The organism is Agrobacterium sp. MS2, assembly GCF_003261015.1.
GTDB classification, from domain to species: Bacteria; Pseudomonadota; Alphaproteobacteria; order Rhizobiales; family Rhizobiaceae; genus Agrobacterium; species Agrobacterium pusense.
Genome location: NZ_QLNF01000010.1, coordinates 1 through 17093, shown reverse-complemented (window position 1 = coordinate 17093; position 17093 = coordinate 1). Strand labels below are relative to the sequence as shown.

Sequence of the window (17093 nt, the reverse complement as noted above, 5' to 3'; positions counted from 1 at the left end):
TTACTCGGATTTTGTGCAATGCAGGAAAAGAAAGCAAGGATCATTTCCTGGGGCAATCGCATTGTTGGTCGAAGCCGCTTCATTTGCCTGCACGAAGAATTGCGCGGGCCTTCAGGTTGTCGCCGCGGAGATTTCGCCGGCATTGTGGACATGGTCGAACGGCGTGTTATTGCTTGGCATCGAAAGGCGCAGAATCGCGACCGGCTTTCTTTGCCCACTGACGTTTCGGAATGGATGAATGGCAACATCGGTAAGCGACGATCAGCGCAAGGGCGCGGCTAACCTTTCGGGCTTCGATCTCGATTTTCCGGCTCAGCTGCGCGTGATGGGGCGCGCCTTCTGGACATCGCCGGTGCGCAACCGTCTGATCTTGCTGTCGATGGCCCTTCTCACGGTGATATTGCTTACGGCCTACGGGCAGATCAGGCTCAATGAATGGAATGCGCCGTTTTATAACGCGCTGGAACGGCGCGATCTCGACGCCTTCCTTCATCAGCTCGAGGTTTTCGCGGTCATCGCCGGGCTGTTGCTGCTCCTCAACGTCATTCAGACCTGGCTCAACCAGATGACGGCGCTTAACATGCGCGAGGGTCTTGCCAAGGACATGGTGGACCAGTGGCTGAAGCCGGGTCGCGCCGCCCGCCTCGCCAGTTTCGGTACGATAGCCATCAATCCGGACCAGCGGCTCCATGACGATGTCCGCAACCTCGCCGAAAGCAGTACGGCGCTTTCGATCGGTCTTGTGAACGCGACGATCCTGCTTGTCAGCTTTATCGGCGTTCTCTGGTCGCTCTCGGCGGGCTTTGCCATTACCATCAGCGGCGATACCTATGCTATCCCCGGCTATATGGTCTGGGCGGCAATCCTTTATGCCGGTTCCGCTTCCCTGCTCAGCAACCTCGTCGGTTATCGGCTGGTGGGGCTAAACGCGGAGCGTTATTCCAAAGAGGCTGAGCTTCGCTTTTCGTTAATGCGGGCCAGCGAAAATCTTGCCGCCATTGCCCTTGCGCGTGGCGAAAAAAATGAGAGGCGGCGGATTGGCGTCGATATCGATGCCGTCCTCGGTGTCATCCGGGGACTCGCCATGGCGCTGACACATCTGACCTGGGTCTCGGCGGGATATGGCTGGCTGGCGGTGGTGGCGCCGATCCTGATCGCGGCTCCGGTCTATTTTTCCGGCAATCTCACTTTCGGCGGGCTGATGATGGCGGTCGGCGCCTTCAATCAGGTGAATACGGCGCTACGCTGGTATATCGACAATTTCGGGCCGATCGCCAGCTGGAAGGCGACGTTACAGCGTGTCTCCGTGTTCCGGAACGCTTTGATCCAGATGGACAGCGTGGAACAGCACGGCCTGACGATCGATCTGCAACGCAGTGCGGAAAATGACAGAATCCGTCTTCAGTCGGTTACGATCTGCCGCGATGCGGGCGGGCAGGATATTGAGCGCGGGTTCATGCTGCATGAGGCGGATGTCGAGGTCGGGCCGGGCGAACGGCTGATGATCAATGGCGAGCAAGGTGTGAACCGGCGGCTTTTGTTCGCAGCTATGGCGGGGCTGTGGCCCTGGGGCCAGGGCAGGATAGAGATGCCGGATCAAACCGACACGCTTTTCATTGCTCAGCACGGTTATCTGCCGGCAGGAACGCTGCGCGAAATCATGGCTTATCCGCGTGCACCCCAGCGCTTTGCGGATGAGGATTATGTTTCGGCGCTCGCCGCATCGGGTCTCGGCGAGATGGCCTCTCGTCTTGATGAAAACATCCGTTGGGACAAAAAACTGGATTCGGACGAACAGGCCAGCATCCGGGTTGCCAATGCGCTATTGCTGAAACCGAAATTCATCGTCATTGACGATCTGCTGGAAGGCTTGGAAAAACAGACGCAGGACACGCTGGCCGGGGTTTTGAACGGGATCGAGGGCGCGGCGATTGTTTATATCGGCCGGTCCGAGACTTTTCTGTCGATTCTTTCTCCGGCGGTCGCCCATCTAGACCACGTCTCCCAGAAGGACGGGACCGACAGGCGCGATGGCGGCGCCTCGCAATAGCTCAATGGTCGTGCTGCCGGGTGTGCCGATCGAGGCGTATCAGAGCCGCAAATGCCATTTTTCAGAGTTGAGCCGCTGTTGTTTGGCGATACTTATGGTGTTGTTCGGCTCCACCTGTGAGCGGAAAGCCAGTGTACCTGTTGCCAGGCTGATGGCGACAACGCTAGCGACCGCCAGAACTATACGATCGTAACGCTGCTGTATCGTGTTGTTTCCACTCCAGTCATAGGCCATTTGTACGCCCCCGCGCTTTTTTGGAATCGTGCCCCATCATGGTTAACCGAAGCTTACGATGACCCTGTGATTCCTTGCGGTTTTGGAAGGGCTGCCGCGACAAATCGGCTATTGGCGGAAGGGGTGCGGTTGTTTAAGTCCGGCAGCGGCAGGTTTGTGAAAGGAATTTGACAGATGGATCAGCAGCCGCCCGCCGATATGGAACTGACGCTCAGAACGCTTGCCATGCCTGCCGATGCCAATCCGGCCGGCGATATTTTCGGCGGCTGGGTCATGTCGCAGATGGACCTTGCCGCTTTCGTCCGCGCCAATGATGTGGCCGGGGGCCGAACCGTCACCGTCGCAGTCAACGAGATCGTCTTCAAGAAGCCGGTCAAGATCGGTGATACATTGTGCGTCTATACGCGCATCGAAAAGATTGGCCGCACCTCCGTCACGCTGAAGATCGAAGCCTGGACGCGCCGGCACTATCGGGATTCGCGTGAAAAGGTGACGGAGGCCGTCTTCATCATGGTCGCCGTCGATGAGAACGGTGAGCCGCGCCCGGTTCGGAAAGACGTATGAGGCGTTGATTTTCCCTCCGGATGCTGTCCGGAACGCATCGTGGAGAGACTGGCAGCGCAAGCGCCTTGGCCTTGCCGCGATCCCCATATTTCGGAAATATCGAATTTATTTATCAATTTTTGCGATCAAGATATGGAGTAGGACGGGGATCAGGCTTTGACCATTCCAGGTGTTGTTATTGTCGGCGGCGCTCATGGCACGCTCGCCCTCGCGCGCAGCCTCGGGGCCCTGAATGTGCCTGTTTATTACCTCACCCATGACTCACCCCTGCCTAGCTGGTCGCGTTTCGTGCGGGAGACAATACGCTGGGCCGGTCCGCACGACGCAGGGGCAATGTCTTTCCTGCGGCAGATGGCCGACAGGCATCATCTCAAGGGTTCGCTGCTGGTCCCATCCGGCGATGGTGAGGTTCAGCTCGTTTCGCAGCATCACGATGAACTTTCGGCTCTCTACAAGATCGTTCTGCCGGACTGGGCGGCGCTGCAATGGCTGTGTGAAAAACCGCTGCTATACAGGCGTGCGGCGGAACTCGGCGTCAGAATTCCCAGGACCTATGCGCTGGCATCAGCTGCTGATATCGATGCGCTTGACGTGCTGTTTCCCGTCATTCTCAAGCCAAATATGGGCGGCGGCGATACCGCGATCGCCCGCGCCAAGGTCGTCCGCGCCGAAGATCGGCAGGCCCTGAAAGCCGCCTTTGCCGAGGCCAGCGAAGAGATCGGCGCCGGCAATGTGGTGGTGCAGGAACTCATTCCAGGTGGCGGACGAAACCAGTTCTCCTATGCTGCCCTGTGGCTGAACGGAGAACCAGTGGCGGAATTCACCGCCCGGCGCATCCGTCAATATCCCGTCGATTTCGGTTACACCAGCACTCGGGTCGAGATTGTCGACAACCCGTCGGCGATCGATGCCGCCCGGACAATATTGAGGTCCGCCGGTCATAGCGGACTGGTCGAGGTGGAATTCAAGTTCGATGACCGGGACGGGACGCTGAAACTTCTCGATGTGAATCCGCGTCCTTGGTCGTGGTTCGGCCTCTGTTCTGCTGCCGGCATTGATCTTGGCGCATTGTTATGGCGTGCCGCCAACGAAGAGCCGACCGGCGAGCCGGTCAAGGCCCGCAACGGCACGTCGTGGTCCTATCTTGTCCGTGATCTTGTCGCTGCATTTACCCTGGGGCGGAGAGGGGAGGTGCGGGCTGCCGACTATCTTGCGTCCCTCGCCAAAGTCCGCAGTTGGGCTGCATTTGCGCTGAATGACCCGCTGCCGGGCCTGATCGACCTGCCGCTCACAGCCTTCAGGGTGTTGAAAAAGCGGATATTACCCGGCCTGTCCTCGCGACAACCGGCGGGACTTTTTCTGCAGCCGGTAAAACGCCTTGTGAAATACACCGTCATAAGGGCCGGGTTGGAGGTGAGTTCCCTTCCGGCTGTCCACTCGGCATTCCCTTCGCTTGCCGGGCGAGGTGTCATCTTCACGCTTCACCACGTGCGCCCGGGCGGCGCTGTTTCGGCTTTCGCGCCCAATGTACAATTGTCCGTCACGCCGGAGTTCCTCGAAGAGGCCGTACAGGCGGCGCTCGAATCGGGTCTCGTTCCCGTTCACCTGCATGATCTTCCGGCACTGCTTGCCGGCAGCGGAGAAGACCGGTCGTTTTGTGCCTTCACGCTTGATGATGGCTATCGCAACAACGCAGACTACGCCGCGCCGATCTTTCGCAAATATAACGTTCCCTACACGATCTTCATCACGCCCGGTTTTGTCGAGCGTACACGCGGCTTGTGGTGGGAGACCGCCGCCGCCTTGACGCAGAAGGCGGCGTCGTTCGATTTCGATTTCGGGGCAGGGCCGGAGCACGTGACGTGCGGAACGCCCCTGCAAAAAGCGGATGCATTCGCGCGGCTGGAAAATTTTGTCCAAAGTGCCGCCGAAGATGAAGCGGTGGAGAGGATCGATCGCGCCGCTCGACAGTGTGGAATCGATCCGGTTGCCATCGTGGACGAGCTCGTCATGGATGCGGCAGAACTCAGGGCGCTGTCGGAGGATCCTCTAGTGCATCTCGGCGCCCATACCATGACCCATGTGAATATGCGCAAGATCGACGCTGAGCGCCTGGCTTACGAGATTGTGGAATCGAAGCGCCGGGTAAAGGAATATGCGGGCCATACACCGCGCTCCTTTTCTTATCCCTATGGTTGGACGAAGGCGGTGGGCGAGCGCGAGGCGAAGGCGGTATCGGACGCAGGGTTTTCCGCGGCAGTCACCACACAGGCGGGGGTTCTCGGCCTCGGCAGTCTCGAAAAGCCCACACTCTTGCCGCGTGTTTCACTGAACGGCCGCTTTCAGAAAAAGCGCTTCGTCAAAGCCCTTATCTCCGGTCTGCCTTTCCGCTTCGTTTAGCGACGCGAGGGTTCGTCATCCTTGCTGGCACCCCGCTACCGGTGGGCATGGCTGATCTTGCTTTCCATTTCTCTCCGGCGACTTGAAAGGTCCGTGCGATCAATTTTGTTATTCACATCTCTTTATCTATTGAATATAAATAAATTTATCGACGTAAAACCTTACAACTTTTTGAAGGCGATGCCGTGCTGTTGATTTTTGCCGATGATCTGACCGGCGCGCTCGACGCGGCCGCCCCCTTTGCCGGGCGCGGAATGGTGACAGAGGTGGCAACGGGGCTGGAAGGCGTGCATGCGGCGCTGGCCGCTGCCCCTGCCGTTCTCAGCGTCAATCTTGGATGCCGCGATGGGAAGGCGGACGAGGCCCGACGTCGCACACAGGAACTACTGGCACTGGTTCCAGCCGACACGATCCTGTTCAAAAAGATCGATTCCCGCCTGAAGGGACATATTGCGGCTGAAATGGATGCAATTTCTTTCCGGCGCGCTCTTGTCGTGCCGGCAATTCCGGATTTCGGACGTATCGTCAGCGGCGGCGCCGTCTCGGGCTTTGGGGTTGAAACCGCCATCGCGATTGATGAAAAACTGGGAAGACATGCCCTGCGTTGTTCAATACCCGATACGCGAACGACTGAGGATATCAGGCAGGCCCTTTCTGCCGCGCAGGCTGAAGGGGTTGATCTTTTCATTGGCGCGCGTGGTCTTGCAGAGACGCTGGCTTCGGTGATGGCGGCGCGCGTCCTGCCCGATGTTGCAACCGTTCCACCTGGCAAGGGGATCTTTGTCATCGGTTCCCGCGATCCGATTACATTGGAGCAGATTGACGTCCTCAAGAGCGCGAATCTGGTGTCGATCATTGAAGCGCCCAACGGTGCCGTTCCTCGGGACGCGGATGAAGACGTCGACCTTTCCCTCATTCAGGCAACCCAGGGGGATCAGTATCTTTCTTCGCTTGAAGTTTCAGACCGGCTGGCGGAAGGGGTCGTTCCGCACTTCACGGCCGGCGCGGGCAGGCTGCTTCTGTCGGGCGGGGCAACGGCCGAGGCGGTGCTGCGCGCGATGGGCATTTTGCGGCTGCGTCTTGCCGGCGAGTGCCTGCCGGGCCTCGGTGTCGGCTGGGCGGGAAACCAATGCATCATTGCGAAATCGGGCGGTTTTGGGCAAGCTGACACACTGAAACGTATCGCGAAAATGATGCTTGGCGCGACAGATGCTGGAGAGAGCTGACCAGATGGGGCTGATGAAAGAAACGGCGCGCAAGGCACTTCCGGACATTATTTTCGAAAGGATGCACCGGGCGATAAAATCCGGCGCCTACAAGCCGGATGAAAGATTGCCGACCGAACATGAACTCGCCATGGAATTCGAAGTGTCCCGGCCGGTCGTTCGCGAGGCACTACGGCGATTACGCGAGCAGGGTTTCATTTACTCCCGCAGGGGTTCCGGCAGCTATGTCCGGGCCTTCGGTTTGCGTGAACCGCTTGGCTTCGGACAGCTGGAAAACGTTGCGGACCTTCTGAATTGCTACGAATTCAGGCTGACGCTCGAGCCCGCGGCGGCCGCTGCCGCGGCATTACGGCATGACGCCGAGAGACTTGCGGCCATCAGGAAGGCGCTTGAGCTGATGCGGGATGCGACCAACCGCCAGTCCCACCGCGAGGATGCCGACTATCAGTTCCACCTTGCCATCGCGCGGGCGGCGCGGAACAGCTATTTCTCCACCGCGATGGAGGCTCTCAAGGATCATATCGCGGTCGGGATGAAATTCCACGGCATGTCCGTAAAGCGCGAGGCCTCAGGCCTGACCCGCGTTTTTGCCGAGCACGAGGCCATCGCAAAGGCGATCGCGGATGGAGATGCCGATTCAGCCCGCCAATTGATGCTGCAGCACCTGACAGGATCGCGCGACCGGCTCTTCGAATCATCGCACGGAGATTAGGCGGCTCAAGTAAACGGCCCGAGAGCCGATGCGCGGTCACGCGCATCGGTTCTGCTTCAGTAGGCGTGACGGTAAATTCCCAGCACGTCCTGCAGGGTCATGTCGACGGGGTTGTTATCCATCAACCTGCGGATGGCATGGGCATCCTCGGCATAGCGGGCCAGATCGGCCTCGGCTGCTCCGTGTTTGGCAAGCGACATTTCGATGCCGAGCGCCGCGCAGAAATCGGTTGCTGCCTTGCGCAGATCACCGGGCGAGAGATGGTCACGAAGCCCCAGTGCTCCAGCCACTTCCGCCGTCTTCGCGGAAACCGCAGGCTGATTGAAGGCCAGCACATGTGGAAAGACGATGGCGTTGGCGAGCCCGTGCGGCAGGCTGAGACGCGTGCCGAGCGGATAGGCGATGGCGTGGCCGGCCGCCGTGTTGACCGGGCCGAGGCAAATGCCGCCATAATAGGAGGCGAGCATCATGCCTTCCCGCGCTTCCGTATCCGAACCGTCGCGAACGGCGCGGGCGAGATATTTCCCGACCAGCGTGAAGCCCATGCGGGCAAAGCCGTCAATCATTGGATGGGCCTTGCGGTTGGTAAAGGCTTCGACGCAATGGGCCATGGCGTCGATGCCTGTTGCCGCAGTTACGGCCGATGGTACGGAGTAGGTGAGTTCCGGATCGAGAATAGCGAAATCCGCGATCAGATATGGGCTTTCGACGGCGATCTTGCTGCCCTTGAGGGGATCGGTGATCAGCGAGCGGATGCCTGCTTCCGAGCCGGTGCCGGCCGTGGTGGCTATCTGCACGAGGCGCGTATCGCGACGGGCGACCTTGTTAGGTCCGGCGACGTCCTCAAGCGTCTGATCTGAATTCCACAATGCGGCGACAAGCTTTGCCACATCCATCACCGAACCGCCGCCGAGGCCGATGATGAGATCGGGCCTGGCAGTGCGCGCCGCGTTGAGAGCGGCGTCCAGTGTCGTCGTATCCGGCTCACCCGGAATGGCGTCGAAGACGGCAAAGGGCCCTTGCAGTTGCAGACGTTCGGCGAATTTTGCCGTCAGCGGCGTCGCGATTACCAGTGTTGAGGCGGTTTTGCCGGCCCAGTCACCAACCTGCGTGACGGTGCCTGCGCCAACCGCGAGCCTGCGCGGCTGGTGGATGAGAATGGGAGCCGTGGACATGGTGCTCATCCCTTTCCACCCTTGCCTGCCACGAGCTTGCGCGCATAGGCGATGGCCGCATTCATGTTGCCGTGATTGGCGATGCCCTTGCCGGCTATGTCGAAGGCGGTGCCGTGATCGACGGAGGTACGGTCTATCGGCAGGTCGACGGAGACATTGACGGCAGTGTCAAAGGCGACGAGTTTGATGGGGATATGCCCCTGGTCATGATATTGCGCGACGACGAGATCGAAAGCGCCTGAATAGGCGCGATGAAATACGGTATCGGCGGAAACAGGCCCCTGTACCTCGATGCCTTCGGCGCGTGCGGCCGCAACCGCCGGCGCGATCTGATCGTCATCCTCGGTGCCGAAAAGACCGTTTTCGCCGCAATGCGGATTGATGCCCGCCACCGCGATGCGGGGTCGTTCGTAGCCGATGCGCTTCAAGTGGGCGTTGCCGGCGCGAATGGTGGCCAGCACCCGCTCCGTCGTCGCCCGGCGTATGGCCTCCTGTAGCGAGACGTGGGTCGAAACATGAATGACCTTCAGCCGCTCGGACGCGAGCAGCATATAAGCGGCCGAGGCACCTGTCAGGCTGCGCAGCATGCCGGTGTGGCCGTCATAATGATGGCCCGCAAGGTTCAACGCTTCCTTATTGATCGGCGCGGTGACGATGCAGCCGATCCGCCCTGCCTCGGCGTCCCGCACAGCCGTTTCGATGAAGCGGAATGCGGCGTCGCCGGCCACCGGTGAAAGCGTGCCCCAGGGCAAAGGCGCACCCTCAACGGGCAAGTCTGCCACGTGCGGGGCAAGATCGATATCGAGACCGAGCGCCTGCCGTGCTGCCTCCAGCGTTGCGAGGTTTCCGTAAATCCGCGTTGCGGCCTGGTCGGAAGCGGACATTTCAGCAAATGCCCGGACAGTGATCTCGGGACCAACCCCGCAAGGATCGCCCATCGTGATGCCGATAATATTGCTCATCTTTTTCTCCCGTCCGCAGTTTCGGCCCAGCCGGGCTCCAGCCGCACATATTTGATGGCGCGACGATGATAGGTGTAGCTTGCGTGCAGCGCACCGTCAGGTGTCTCCAGAAGCCATGGATAGGACATTTCCAGGTTTCGGCCATCTGTCGAATCGTTCGACAGACACGTGCCCGGCCCGTCCTCGATCAGGATACGGGTCGGAAAGCTGCGCCCATCGTCATCGGAAAGGCAGATTGTGACGGGTGCGCGCGGCACACCCCAGACGGGCACGCATCCGCCGCTTGGATCAGCATCCGGCCTGCCATCGTCCTCTCCGAGTTCGTCATAAAGCGAGGCGCGGCGGTCGCTCGACTGGGCGGCATTGACGGGATTGCAAATCATTGCCAGCCGGCCGCTACCGAGCCTTGTCACGGCGATGGAAGAATTGTTGTTCGGCACATCGGTCGGATGCGGCCTTGACCATGAGCGACCGCCATCCTTGCTTTCGGTGCGGTAGACAAAATCGGCTTGGCGGCGGCGGAAAAAAGCGGAGTGTTGCCCGTCCGTTCCCGCCACCGGGCTCATATGCACGCAGCCGATCGAGTCCGGCAATTCCTGCAATGTCCATGTCTCGCCATCGTCCGTGGAAATGCCGAGCGCTGCCGTATCGTGGCTGCCGTTCCATTTCTGTCCGGGTCGCTGAACGCAACGGAAGATCGGCAACAGCCACGCTCCATCATCGCGGATGCGCAGCGGCGCGCGGATGAAACAGCCCTTGGGAAGATCGAGAAATCGCCCGTCCTCTGAAATGAGCTTCTCCGGTTCCGACCGATTACGATGGATTTTCGCCATGCGGATGCGGCACTCATCTTGATTGCCGGAGGGCTGGGCGGTGTGAAACAGCCAGAGCGCGCCATCCGGCGAAGTGAAAAAAACAGGATTCTGTTCGGAGTGGGCCGTATCATGACTGAGGCGCTGCGGCGCTCCCCAGCGTCCGGCTCCGGGCGTTAGCACGGATGCGACGATGGAAATATCCGACTTTCCCTCGAGCGTTCCCCCGAACCATGCGCAGAGCAGCGCGCCATCGTCCAGAAGATGCAGGAAGCTCGCATGGTTCTGGATCATGGGCGATGGCAGAAAGGCTTCACGCCGTTTTTCTGACGTGACGTGGATATCTCCGGTCATGGCCTGAGCGATGTCATCAGGGGTCATCTTGATCTCCTCTTGGGCAGATCAAAATGGCATATTCGAAAAGTTGTCAAGTTTATTATGTAGAAAATATCGTGATATTCATTCGGAGTTTTATATCTAATATGTTGATTTACAACAATAAAAATTATAAACCGAGACTGATCTGAAATCGGTAAGGAAAAATAAATTGACAAAAAATGCGATAGCGTCGATGCTTTGATGACGGGTGGAGGAGACGATCATCCGCACGCCATGCTCCCCGATGCGGGAGACGGGGCCTTCAACTGCCTCTTGCGGTCCACCGCCATGTTGCTGAATTTCTGATCTGGGAGGAGAACGGAATCAAGAAGTCATTGATTGCGGGCGCCCTTGTTTTGGGTTCCCTCAGCGCCGCCGGCTCGCCGGCGTTTGCAGCTTCGGGGCCGATCAAGATCGTGCTGGCGGAAGAAGCGGACCTGCTTGAGCCCTGCATGGCCACGCGCTCCAACATTGGCCGTATCATTATGGAAAATGTCAGTGAGACCCTGACCGAGCTTGATGTGCGCGGCAAGAACGGCGTTCAGCCGCGCCTTGCTGAAAAATGGGAGCAGAACTCCGATGGCAGCTGGCGCTTCCACCTGCGCCAGGGCGTGAAATTTTCCGACGGTACGGATTTTGACGCCAAGGATGTGAAGCACAGCTTCGAGCGCATCATGAGCGACAAGAACGCCTGCGAGTCCCGTCGCTATTTCGGCGGCATGACGGTGACGCCCACGGTTGTCGACGACCATACGATCGATTTCAAGACGGATCCGGCCCAGCCGATCCTGCCGCTGCTGATGTCGCTCGTGACCATCGTTCCCGAAGAAACCAAGATGGAATTCATCCGCGAGCCTGTCGGCACCGGGCCCTACAAGCTGACCAACTGGACTCCCGGCCAGCAGATCGTACTGACGTCGCGTGATGATTATTGGGGCAAGAAGCCGCAGGTCACGGAAGCGACCTATCTCTTTCGCGCCGATCCCTCGGTGCGGGCCGCCATGGTGCAGACTGGCGAGGCGGATCTCTCCCCCTCCATTTCACAGCTAGACGCGACAAATCCGAAGACCGATTTTTCCTATCTCGACAGTGAAACGGTCTATATGCGCCTCGATCATAATATCGCGCCGCTGAACGATGTCAGGGTGCGCCGCGCGCTTAACCTTGCCATCGACAGGCAGGCATTTCTCGGCACGCTGGTTCCCGAAGGAGCGGTCCTGGCAACGGCGCTGGTTCCGCCGACCACGCTCGGCTGGAATCCCGACGTCAAGGTCTTCCCCTATGACCCTGAGGGTGCAAAAAAGCTGCTCGAAGAGGCAAAGGCCGCCGGCGTAAAGGTGGATACACCGATCACCGTCATCGCGCGCACGGCGAATTTCCCGAACGTTACCGAGATCATGGAAGCGATCCAGCAGCAATTGCAGGAAGTCGGCTTCAAGATCGACCTGAAATTCGTGGAAGTGGCCGAGCACGAAAGCTATTATTCGAAGCCATTCAAGGAAGGCCGTGGACCGCAGATCGTCGCCGCCATGCATGACAATTCCAAGGGCGACCCGTCCTTCACGATGTTCTTCAAATATGCCACCAAGGGTACCCAGTCCGGCTTTTCTGACAAGAAGGTGGATGATCTGATCGAACGCGCCTCCGCAGCCGTGGGTGACGAGCGCGCCAAGCTCTGGTCCGAACTCATCGCCTATCTGCATGATGACGTGGTAGCGGATGTGTTGCTGTTCCACATGGTCGGTTTCTCCCGTGTCTCCGAGCGGTTGGACTTCAAGCCGACCATTGCCACCAACTCGATGCTGCAGCTTTCGGAAATCGGCATCAAATAAGGTCCCGTGTCCTGTCAATGAAGAAGCGGCGGCGCGGCGGAAGCTTCGCCGCCGCATTGAAAAACCGGAGGCAACAATGCTGAGCTTCATCCGAAAACGTTCCTTTGCGAGCCTGATCTCCCTGATCGGCCTCATCGTGATGGTTTTCTTCCTGTCCCGTCTGACGGGGGACCCTGCGGCGCTGTTTCTGCCGGTGGAAGCGTCCGAGGAATTGAAGCAGCAGTTTCGCGCCTTGCACGGTTTGAACGACCCGCTGATGGTGCAGTTTCTGCGCTATGCCGGCGATGTGATGACGGGTGACCTGGGTGAATCTCTCCGAAAGGCGCGCCCGGCGCTGGATGTGGTGCTGGAGGCTTTCGTCTGGACGCTTTGGCTTGCCGTTATCACCATGTCGCTGGTCACCACGGCTGCCATCATCATCGGCTCGCTCGCGGCGTTCCGTTCCGGCGGCTTTTTTGACCGCGTCGCTTCGAGTATCTCACTCATCGGGGCATCCGTGCCGGATTTCTGGCTGGCGATCGTTGCGATCGTGGTTTTTTCCGTCAACCTGGCCTGGCTTCCCACGTCCGGCACAGGGTCCGTGCTGCACTGGATATTGCCTATCGCGGTTCTGTTTGTGCGCCCCTTCGGCATTATCGTGCAGGTGGTGCGCGGCTCGATGATCGGCGCGCTGTCCTCGGCCTATGTCAAAACGGCGCGCGCCAAGGGTGTGAAATCGGGTCCGATCATCTTCATCCACGCCTTGCGCAACGCCATGTTGCCCGTGATCACCGTTATCGGCGATCAGGCGGCGAGCCTTCTCAACGGCGCCGTCGTGGTTGAAACCATCTTTGGTTTCCCCGGCGTCGGCAAGCTGATGATCGATTCCATCCTTCAGCGGGATTTCAATGTCGTTCTGGCCGCCATCCTCGTCACGGCCTTGGCCATCTTCCTGATGAACCTTCTGATCGATATCGCCTATGCGCTGCTCGATCCGCGCATCCGGCACTGAGGAGGTCGTCCAGCCATGAGCCTTATGAACGCCGATACTGAGATCATCGATGAACCGTCTTTCGCAACCCGCATGCTGCGCATGTTGTGGGCGGACAAGTTTGCGCTCTGCGCGGTCATCTTTCTTATCATTGTCGTCATTCTCGCTTTTGTCGGCCCGGCCTGGCTCGGCGATCTCGCGACAAAACAGAACCTGCGCGGGCGCAACCTGGCACCGTTCGACTGGCAGCGCGAGTGGTATTTCTGGCTGGGGGCGGATGCACTCGGCCGCCCGCTTCTCGCGCGCATCGTCGCCGCTACACAAAACACGATGATGATCGCCGCCGGCGCGGTTTTTCTCTCCGCCGTCACCGGAACTGTACTCGGCCTCATCGCCGGTTTTTCCTCCAGCCGCACCGGCCAGATCATCATGCGGCTTGCGGATGTGATCATGTCCTTTCCATCGCTGCTGATTGCGGTCATCGTGCTTTATCTGCTGGGCTCCTCCATCCTCAACCTGATGCTGGTGCTCGCCATCACACGGATTCCCGTTTATATCCGCACCACCCGGGCGGAGGTGCTGGAGGTGCGCGAACGGATGTTCGTGCAGGCGGCAAGGGTCATGGGCGCTTCGGGAAAACGCATCCTCTTCCGCCACATCCTGCCCGTGGTGCTGCCGACACTGACGACCTTGGCAACGCTTGATTTCGCTTATGTCATGCTCGCGGAAAGCGCGCTGTCCTTCCTCGGCACCGGCATTCAGCCTCCGGAAATCACCTGGGGCCTGATGATTTCGCAGGGGCGGCAATATCTCACCAATGCCTGGTGGCTGTCCTTCTGGCCGGGGCTCGCCATCATTCTCACCACCCTGTCGCTCAACCTGCTGTCCAACTGGCTGCGCATCGCGCTCGACCCGGTGCAGCGCTGGCGACTGGAAATGAAGGGCCGTAAAAATGGCTGATCATCTTCTCGAGGTACGCAATCTTTCGGTGGAATTCCACACCGTAAGCGGTGTCGTGCATGCGGTGAAGGATGTCTCCTACCATATCGACCGAGGTGAGACGCTGGCGATCCTTGGCGAAAGCGGTTCCGGCAAGTCGGTGTCCTCCTCGGCCATCATGAACCTCATCGACATGCCGCCCGGCCGCATCGGCGGTGGAAAAATATTGCTCGACGGCAAGGACCTGCTGACCATGCCGACCGAGGCGCGCCGCGAGATCAACGGCCGGCGCATCGCCATAATCTTTCAGGATCCGCTCAGCCATCTCAACCCGGTTTACACTGTTGGCTGGCAGATCCGGGAGGCAATGACCACGCATGGCATGGGCAAGGCCGCGGCAGAAGCGGAAGCGAGGCGGCTTATAGCGCGTGTGGGCATTCCCGATCCTGACAGGGCGCTGACGAAATACCCGCATGAATTTTCCGGCGGCCAGCGCCAGCGCGTGATGATCGCCATGGCGCTGGCGTTGCGCCCCGATCTTCTGATCGCCGACGAACCCACCACCGCGCTCGACGTGACGGTGCAGGCGGAAGTGCTTTCGCTGCTCAGGGAACTGCAGCGGGAAACGGGCATGGCAGTGCTCATCATTACCCATGATCTCGGCGTAGTCGCCGAAATTGCCGACCGGGTCTTGGTGATGGAGAAGGGCGTTCTGGTAGAGGCCGGCACCGTTCGCGAGGTTTACAGCAATCCGCAGCACCCCTACACCCGCAAGCTGATCAACGCCGCCCCCGGCCGGGGCGAGATGCATGAGCCGAAAGCAACGGGTGAGCCATTGCTCAGCGTGCGCAATGTGCGCAAGCGTTACGGCGCCTTCGAGGCGTTGAAAGGTGTCTCTTTCGACCTGATGGCCGGAGAAACCATCGCCGTCGTCGGCGAAAGCGGTTCCGGCAAGTCGACGCTCGCCCGCATCCTGCTGCGGCTCGATGAGCCGGATGCCGGCAGCGCCGTCTGGAAGGGGCGTGACCTGTTCAGGCTGTCGCCAGCGGAGCTTTATGCGCTTCGGCGCGATCTGCAGATGGTGTTTCAGGACCCTACCCAGTCGCTCAATCCCCGCATGACGGTGTTCCAGCTGATTTCCGAAGCCTGGGTCATTCATCCGGACATAGTGCCGAGGGCGAAATGGCGTGAACGGGTTGGCGAGTTGCTGCAGCAGGTGGGTCTTTCACCGGATCATATGCGCCGGTATCCGCACCAGTTTTCCGGCGGCCAGCGGCAGCGCATCGCCATTGCCCGGGCGCTGGCGCTGGAGCCGAAGCTCATCATCTGCGACGAAGCGGTTTCTGCACTCGACGTTTCGGTTCAGGCGCAGGTCATTGCGCTGCTGGACAAGCTGCGCCGCGAAATGGGCCTCTCTTTCATCTTCATCGCTCACGACCTGCCGGTGGTGCGGGATTTTGCCGATCACGTCATGGTCATGCAGCGCGGGGAGGTGGTGGAATTCGGCACCGTCCGCCAGATTTTCGAAGCGCCGGGCGAGGCTTACACGCGCGCGCTTCTTTCAGCCAGTCTCGACCCCGACCCCGAAAGGGAGGCCGGACATAACGCTGCGTCGCCTGTCCAGGCCACCGGAAATTCAAGCGGAGTTCTTTCATGAGCAAACAAGCCTTCGTTGCGCTCGTCACCTGTTTTAATGAAGACGAAACCATCAATTATGAGGCGACGCGTGCGCAGGTGCGCCGCCAGGTGGCCGCCGGCAACAACATCATGTGCGCCGGTACCAACGGCGATTTTACCGCGCTGACGCATGATGAAAAGATCCGGCTGACGGAGGAGGTGGTGGATGAGGTGGCCGGCCGCGCCAGGGTCATCGTGAATGCGGGCATGCCGGCCACCTTCGAAACCCTGCAGCTCGCGAGATCCTTCGACCGTATCGGTGTCGACGGCATCGCCGTCATCACGCCCTTCTTCATCTCCTGTACGCAGGATGGCCTGATCCGCCACTTCTCGACGGTGGCCGACGCTGTCGACACGCCGGTCTATCTCTATGACATTCCCGCCCGCACCCAGAACCACATAGAACCGGAAACCGCCCGCAAACTCGCCACTCACGGCAATATCGCCGGCATCAAGGATTCCGGCGGTGCACAGCAGACGCTCGAAGCCTATCTTCGGGTGGCGAAGGATGTGCCCGGCTTCGAGGTCTATTCCGGCCCGGACCATCTCGTTCTGTGGTCGCTGCAGAACGGTGCGGCAGGCTGCATTTCCGGTCTCGGCAACGCGCTTCCGGATGTGCTCGCCGGCATTCTCGATGCTTTCAACGCCGGCGACATCGCCGAAGCCGAACGCCAGCAGGCCATTTATGCGGCTTTCCGCACAGATCTTTATGCCCTCGGTTTCGCGCCGGCCATGGTAAAACGTTCGCTTTATCTCCAGGACCCTTCCGTCGGCGCCAGCCGACAGCCGGCGCTCCTGCCGGATCCTGATCAGGATGACCGGATCATTGACATCCTCCGGCGTTATCAGCGCCTGTAGACCCTGATCGATCAATCACACGCGCCTGGCAAAATCCGAGGCGTGTCATCAGTAAATATCGGCAAAAACAATCAAACTCCAACCCCATTCCGTGAGCTCGTTCAAGACGAATAATTTGTGACACAAACGCGAAATTCCGCTTGTCAGCCCGGCCATTGATGTTTAATAGGAGCGCGCAACGCAAGCGTTCGCGCATGCGGAGAGGTGGCAGAGTGGTCGAATGCACCGCACTCGAAATGCGGCATACCTGCAAGGGTATCGTGGGTTCGAATCCCACCCTCTCCGCCAGGTTGTATTTACTCTC

Annotated in this window: 15 protein-coding genes and 1 tRNA gene; 12 read left to right on the top strand and 4 right to left on the bottom strand. The window is 59.6% G+C overall.

What is annotated here, in order from left to right; genetic code table 11:
* Window positions 1–18 precede the first annotated feature (18 nt).
* On the top strand, window positions 19–282 hold the full coding sequence (locus DOU54_RS04015; protein WP_112637445.1) for a hypothetical protein: 264 nt from the start codon (window positions 19–21) through the stop codon (window positions 280–282).
* Window positions 239–2050: an ABC transporter ATP-binding protein/permease gene (locus tag DOU54_RS04010; RefSeq protein ID WP_004437338.1), complete on the top strand. Its 1812-nt coding sequence runs from the start codon at window positions 239–241 to the stop codon at window positions 2048–2050. Before DOU54_RS04015 ends, DOU54_RS04010 begins: the two co-directional genes overlap by 44 nt.
* A gap of 39 nt (window positions 2051–2089) precedes the next feature.
* Here the strand turns inward: DOU54_RS04010 and DOU54_RS04005 are convergent, their stop codons facing one another.
* Window positions 2090–2284 (bottom strand): hypothetical protein, encoded by a 195-nt coding sequence (locus DOU54_RS04005; RefSeq protein ID WP_004437341.1) that lies wholly within the window; start codon window positions 2282–2284, stop codon window positions 2090–2092.
* Window positions 2285–2458: 174 nt separating this feature from the next.
* On the opposite strand from DOU54_RS04005, the gene DOU54_RS04000 reads away from it, so the two are divergent.
* The 4 genes from DOU54_RS04000 to DOU54_RS03985 all read left to right on the top strand — a co-directional run bounded on the left by DOU54_RS04000 (window position 2459) and on the right by DOU54_RS03985 (window position 7186).
* Complete coding sequence (locus tag DOU54_RS04000) at window positions 2459–2848, top strand: acyl-CoA thioesterase (RefSeq protein ID WP_004437343.1); 390 nt, start codon at window positions 2459–2461, stop codon at window positions 2846–2848.
* Between the two features lie 156 nt (window positions 2849–3004).
* Window positions 3005–5248 carry a polysaccharide deacetylase family protein gene (locus tag DOU54_RS03995; RefSeq protein WP_113730783.1) on the top strand — a complete coding sequence of 748 codons (2244 nt, stop codon included), beginning with the start codon at window positions 3005–3007 and terminating at the stop codon, window positions 5246–5248.
* A 185-nt stretch (window positions 5249–5433) separates the two neighbouring features.
* Complete coding sequence (locus tag DOU54_RS03990) at window positions 5434–6474, top strand: four-carbon acid sugar kinase family protein (RefSeq protein WP_113730781.1); 1041 nt, start codon at window positions 5434–5436, stop codon at window positions 6472–6474.
* Between the two features lie 4 nt (window positions 6475–6478).
* On the top strand, window positions 6479–7186 hold the full coding sequence (locus DOU54_RS03985) for a FadR/GntR family transcriptional regulator (RefSeq protein WP_004437348.1): 708 nt from the start codon (window positions 6479–6481) through the stop codon (window positions 7184–7186).
* Window positions 7187–7242: 56 nt separating this feature from the next.
* Here the strand turns inward: DOU54_RS03985 and DOU54_RS03980 are convergent, their stop codons facing one another.
* From DOU54_RS03980 to DOU54_RS03970, 3 genes are read right to left on the bottom strand one after another with little or no spacing between them, the layout of a single operon-like run.
* Complete coding sequence (locus DOU54_RS03980) at window positions 7243–8370, bottom strand: iron-containing alcohol dehydrogenase (RefSeq protein ID WP_113730778.1); 1128 nt, start codon at window positions 8368–8370, stop codon at window positions 7243–7245.
* Window positions 8367–9323 (bottom strand): 4-hydroxythreonine-4-phosphate dehydrogenase PdxA, encoded by a 957-nt coding sequence (gene pdxA, locus DOU54_RS03975; protein ID WP_044459553.1) that lies wholly within the window; start codon window positions 9321–9323, stop codon window positions 8367–8369. The genes DOU54_RS03980 and pdxA overlap by 4 nt, the downstream gene beginning before the upstream one ends.
* On the bottom strand, window positions 9320–10516 hold the full coding sequence (locus DOU54_RS03970) for a sialidase family protein (RefSeq protein ID WP_113730776.1): 1197 nt from the start codon (window positions 10514–10516) through the stop codon (window positions 9320–9322). The genes pdxA and DOU54_RS03970 overlap by 4 nt, the downstream gene beginning before the upstream one ends.
* Window positions 10517–10836: 320 nt before the next feature.
* Between DOU54_RS03970 and DOU54_RS03960 the strand changes: the two genes are divergently transcribed.
* The 6 genes from DOU54_RS03960 (at window position 10837) to DOU54_RS03935 (ending at window position 17077) form a co-directional block, all read left to right on the top strand.
* Window positions 10837–12345 carry an ABC transporter substrate-binding protein gene (locus DOU54_RS03960; protein WP_004437354.1) on the top strand — a complete coding sequence of 503 codons (1509 nt, stop codon included), beginning with the start codon at window positions 10837–10839 and terminating at the stop codon, window positions 12343–12345.
* Window positions 12346–12421: 76 nt separating this feature from the next.
* Window positions 12422–13336: an ABC transporter permease gene (locus DOU54_RS03955; RefSeq protein WP_037090457.1), complete on the top strand. Its 915-nt coding sequence runs from the start codon at window positions 12422–12424 to the stop codon at window positions 13334–13336.
* 15 nt (window positions 13337–13351) lie between these two features.
* Entirely contained in the window at window positions 13352–14275 is a 924-nt protein-coding gene (locus DOU54_RS03950; protein WP_113730772.1) for an ABC transporter permease, read from the top strand.
* Window positions 14268–15911 (top strand): ABC transporter ATP-binding protein, encoded by a 1644-nt coding sequence (locus DOU54_RS03945; protein ID WP_113730770.1) that lies wholly within the window; start codon window positions 14268–14270, stop codon window positions 15909–15911. Before DOU54_RS03950 ends, DOU54_RS03945 begins: the two co-directional genes overlap by 8 nt.
* Window positions 15908–16789, top strand: a complete 882-nt coding sequence (locus DOU54_RS03940; RefSeq protein WP_113730768.1) for a dihydrodipicolinate synthase family protein — start codon at window positions 15908–15910, stop codon at window positions 16787–16789. Before DOU54_RS03945 ends, DOU54_RS03940 begins: the two co-directional genes overlap by 4 nt.
* 198 nt (window positions 16790–16987) lie before the next feature.
* A tRNA-Ser gene (locus DOU54_RS03935) sits at window positions 16988–17077 on the top strand.
* Window positions 17078–17093 lie beyond the last annotated feature (16 nt).

Coding starts and splice junctions, on each gene's coding strand:
- DOU54_RS03980 (WP_113730778.1), bottom strand. CDS start 8,370: ATGAGCACCATGTCCACGGCTCCCATTCTCATCCACCAGCCGCGCAGG.
- DOU54_RS04000 (WP_004437343.1), top strand. CDS start 2,459: ATGGATCAGCAGCCGCCCGCCGATATGGAACTGACGCTCAGAACGCTT.
- DOU54_RS03985 (WP_004437348.1), top strand. CDS start 6,479: ATGGGGCTGATGAAAGAAACGGCGCGCAAGGCACTTCCGGACATTATT.
- DOU54_RS03955 (WP_037090457.1), top strand. CDS start 12,422: ATGCTGAGCTTCATCCGAAAACGTTCCTTTGCGAGCCTGATCTCCCTG.
- DOU54_RS04010 (WP_004437338.1), top strand. CDS start 239: ATGGCAACATCGGTAAGCGACGATCAGCGCAAGGGCGCGGCTAACCTT.
- DOU54_RS04015 (WP_112637445.1), top strand. CDS start 19: ATGCAGGAAAAGAAAGCAAGGATCATTTCCTGGGGCAATCGCATTGTT.
- DOU54_RS04005 (WP_004437341.1), bottom strand. CDS start 2,284: ATGGCCTATGACTGGAGTGGAAACAACACGATACAGCAGCGTTACGAT.
- DOU54_RS03950 (WP_113730772.1), top strand. CDS start 13,352: ATGAGCCTTATGAACGCCGATACTGAGATCATCGATGAACCGTCTTTC.
- DOU54_RS03940 (WP_113730768.1), top strand. CDS start 15,908: ATGAGCAAACAAGCCTTCGTTGCGCTCGTCACCTGTTTTAATGAAGAC.
- DOU54_RS03970 (WP_113730776.1), bottom strand. CDS start 10,516: ATGACCCCTGATGACATCGCTCAGGCCATGACCGGAGATATCCACGTC.
- DOU54_RS03945 (WP_113730770.1), top strand. CDS start 14,268: ATGGCTGATCATCTTCTCGAGGTACGCAATCTTTCGGTGGAATTCCAC.
- pdxA (WP_044459553.1), bottom strand. CDS start 9,323: ATGAGCAATATTATCGGCATCACGATGGGCGATCCTTGCGGGGTTGGT.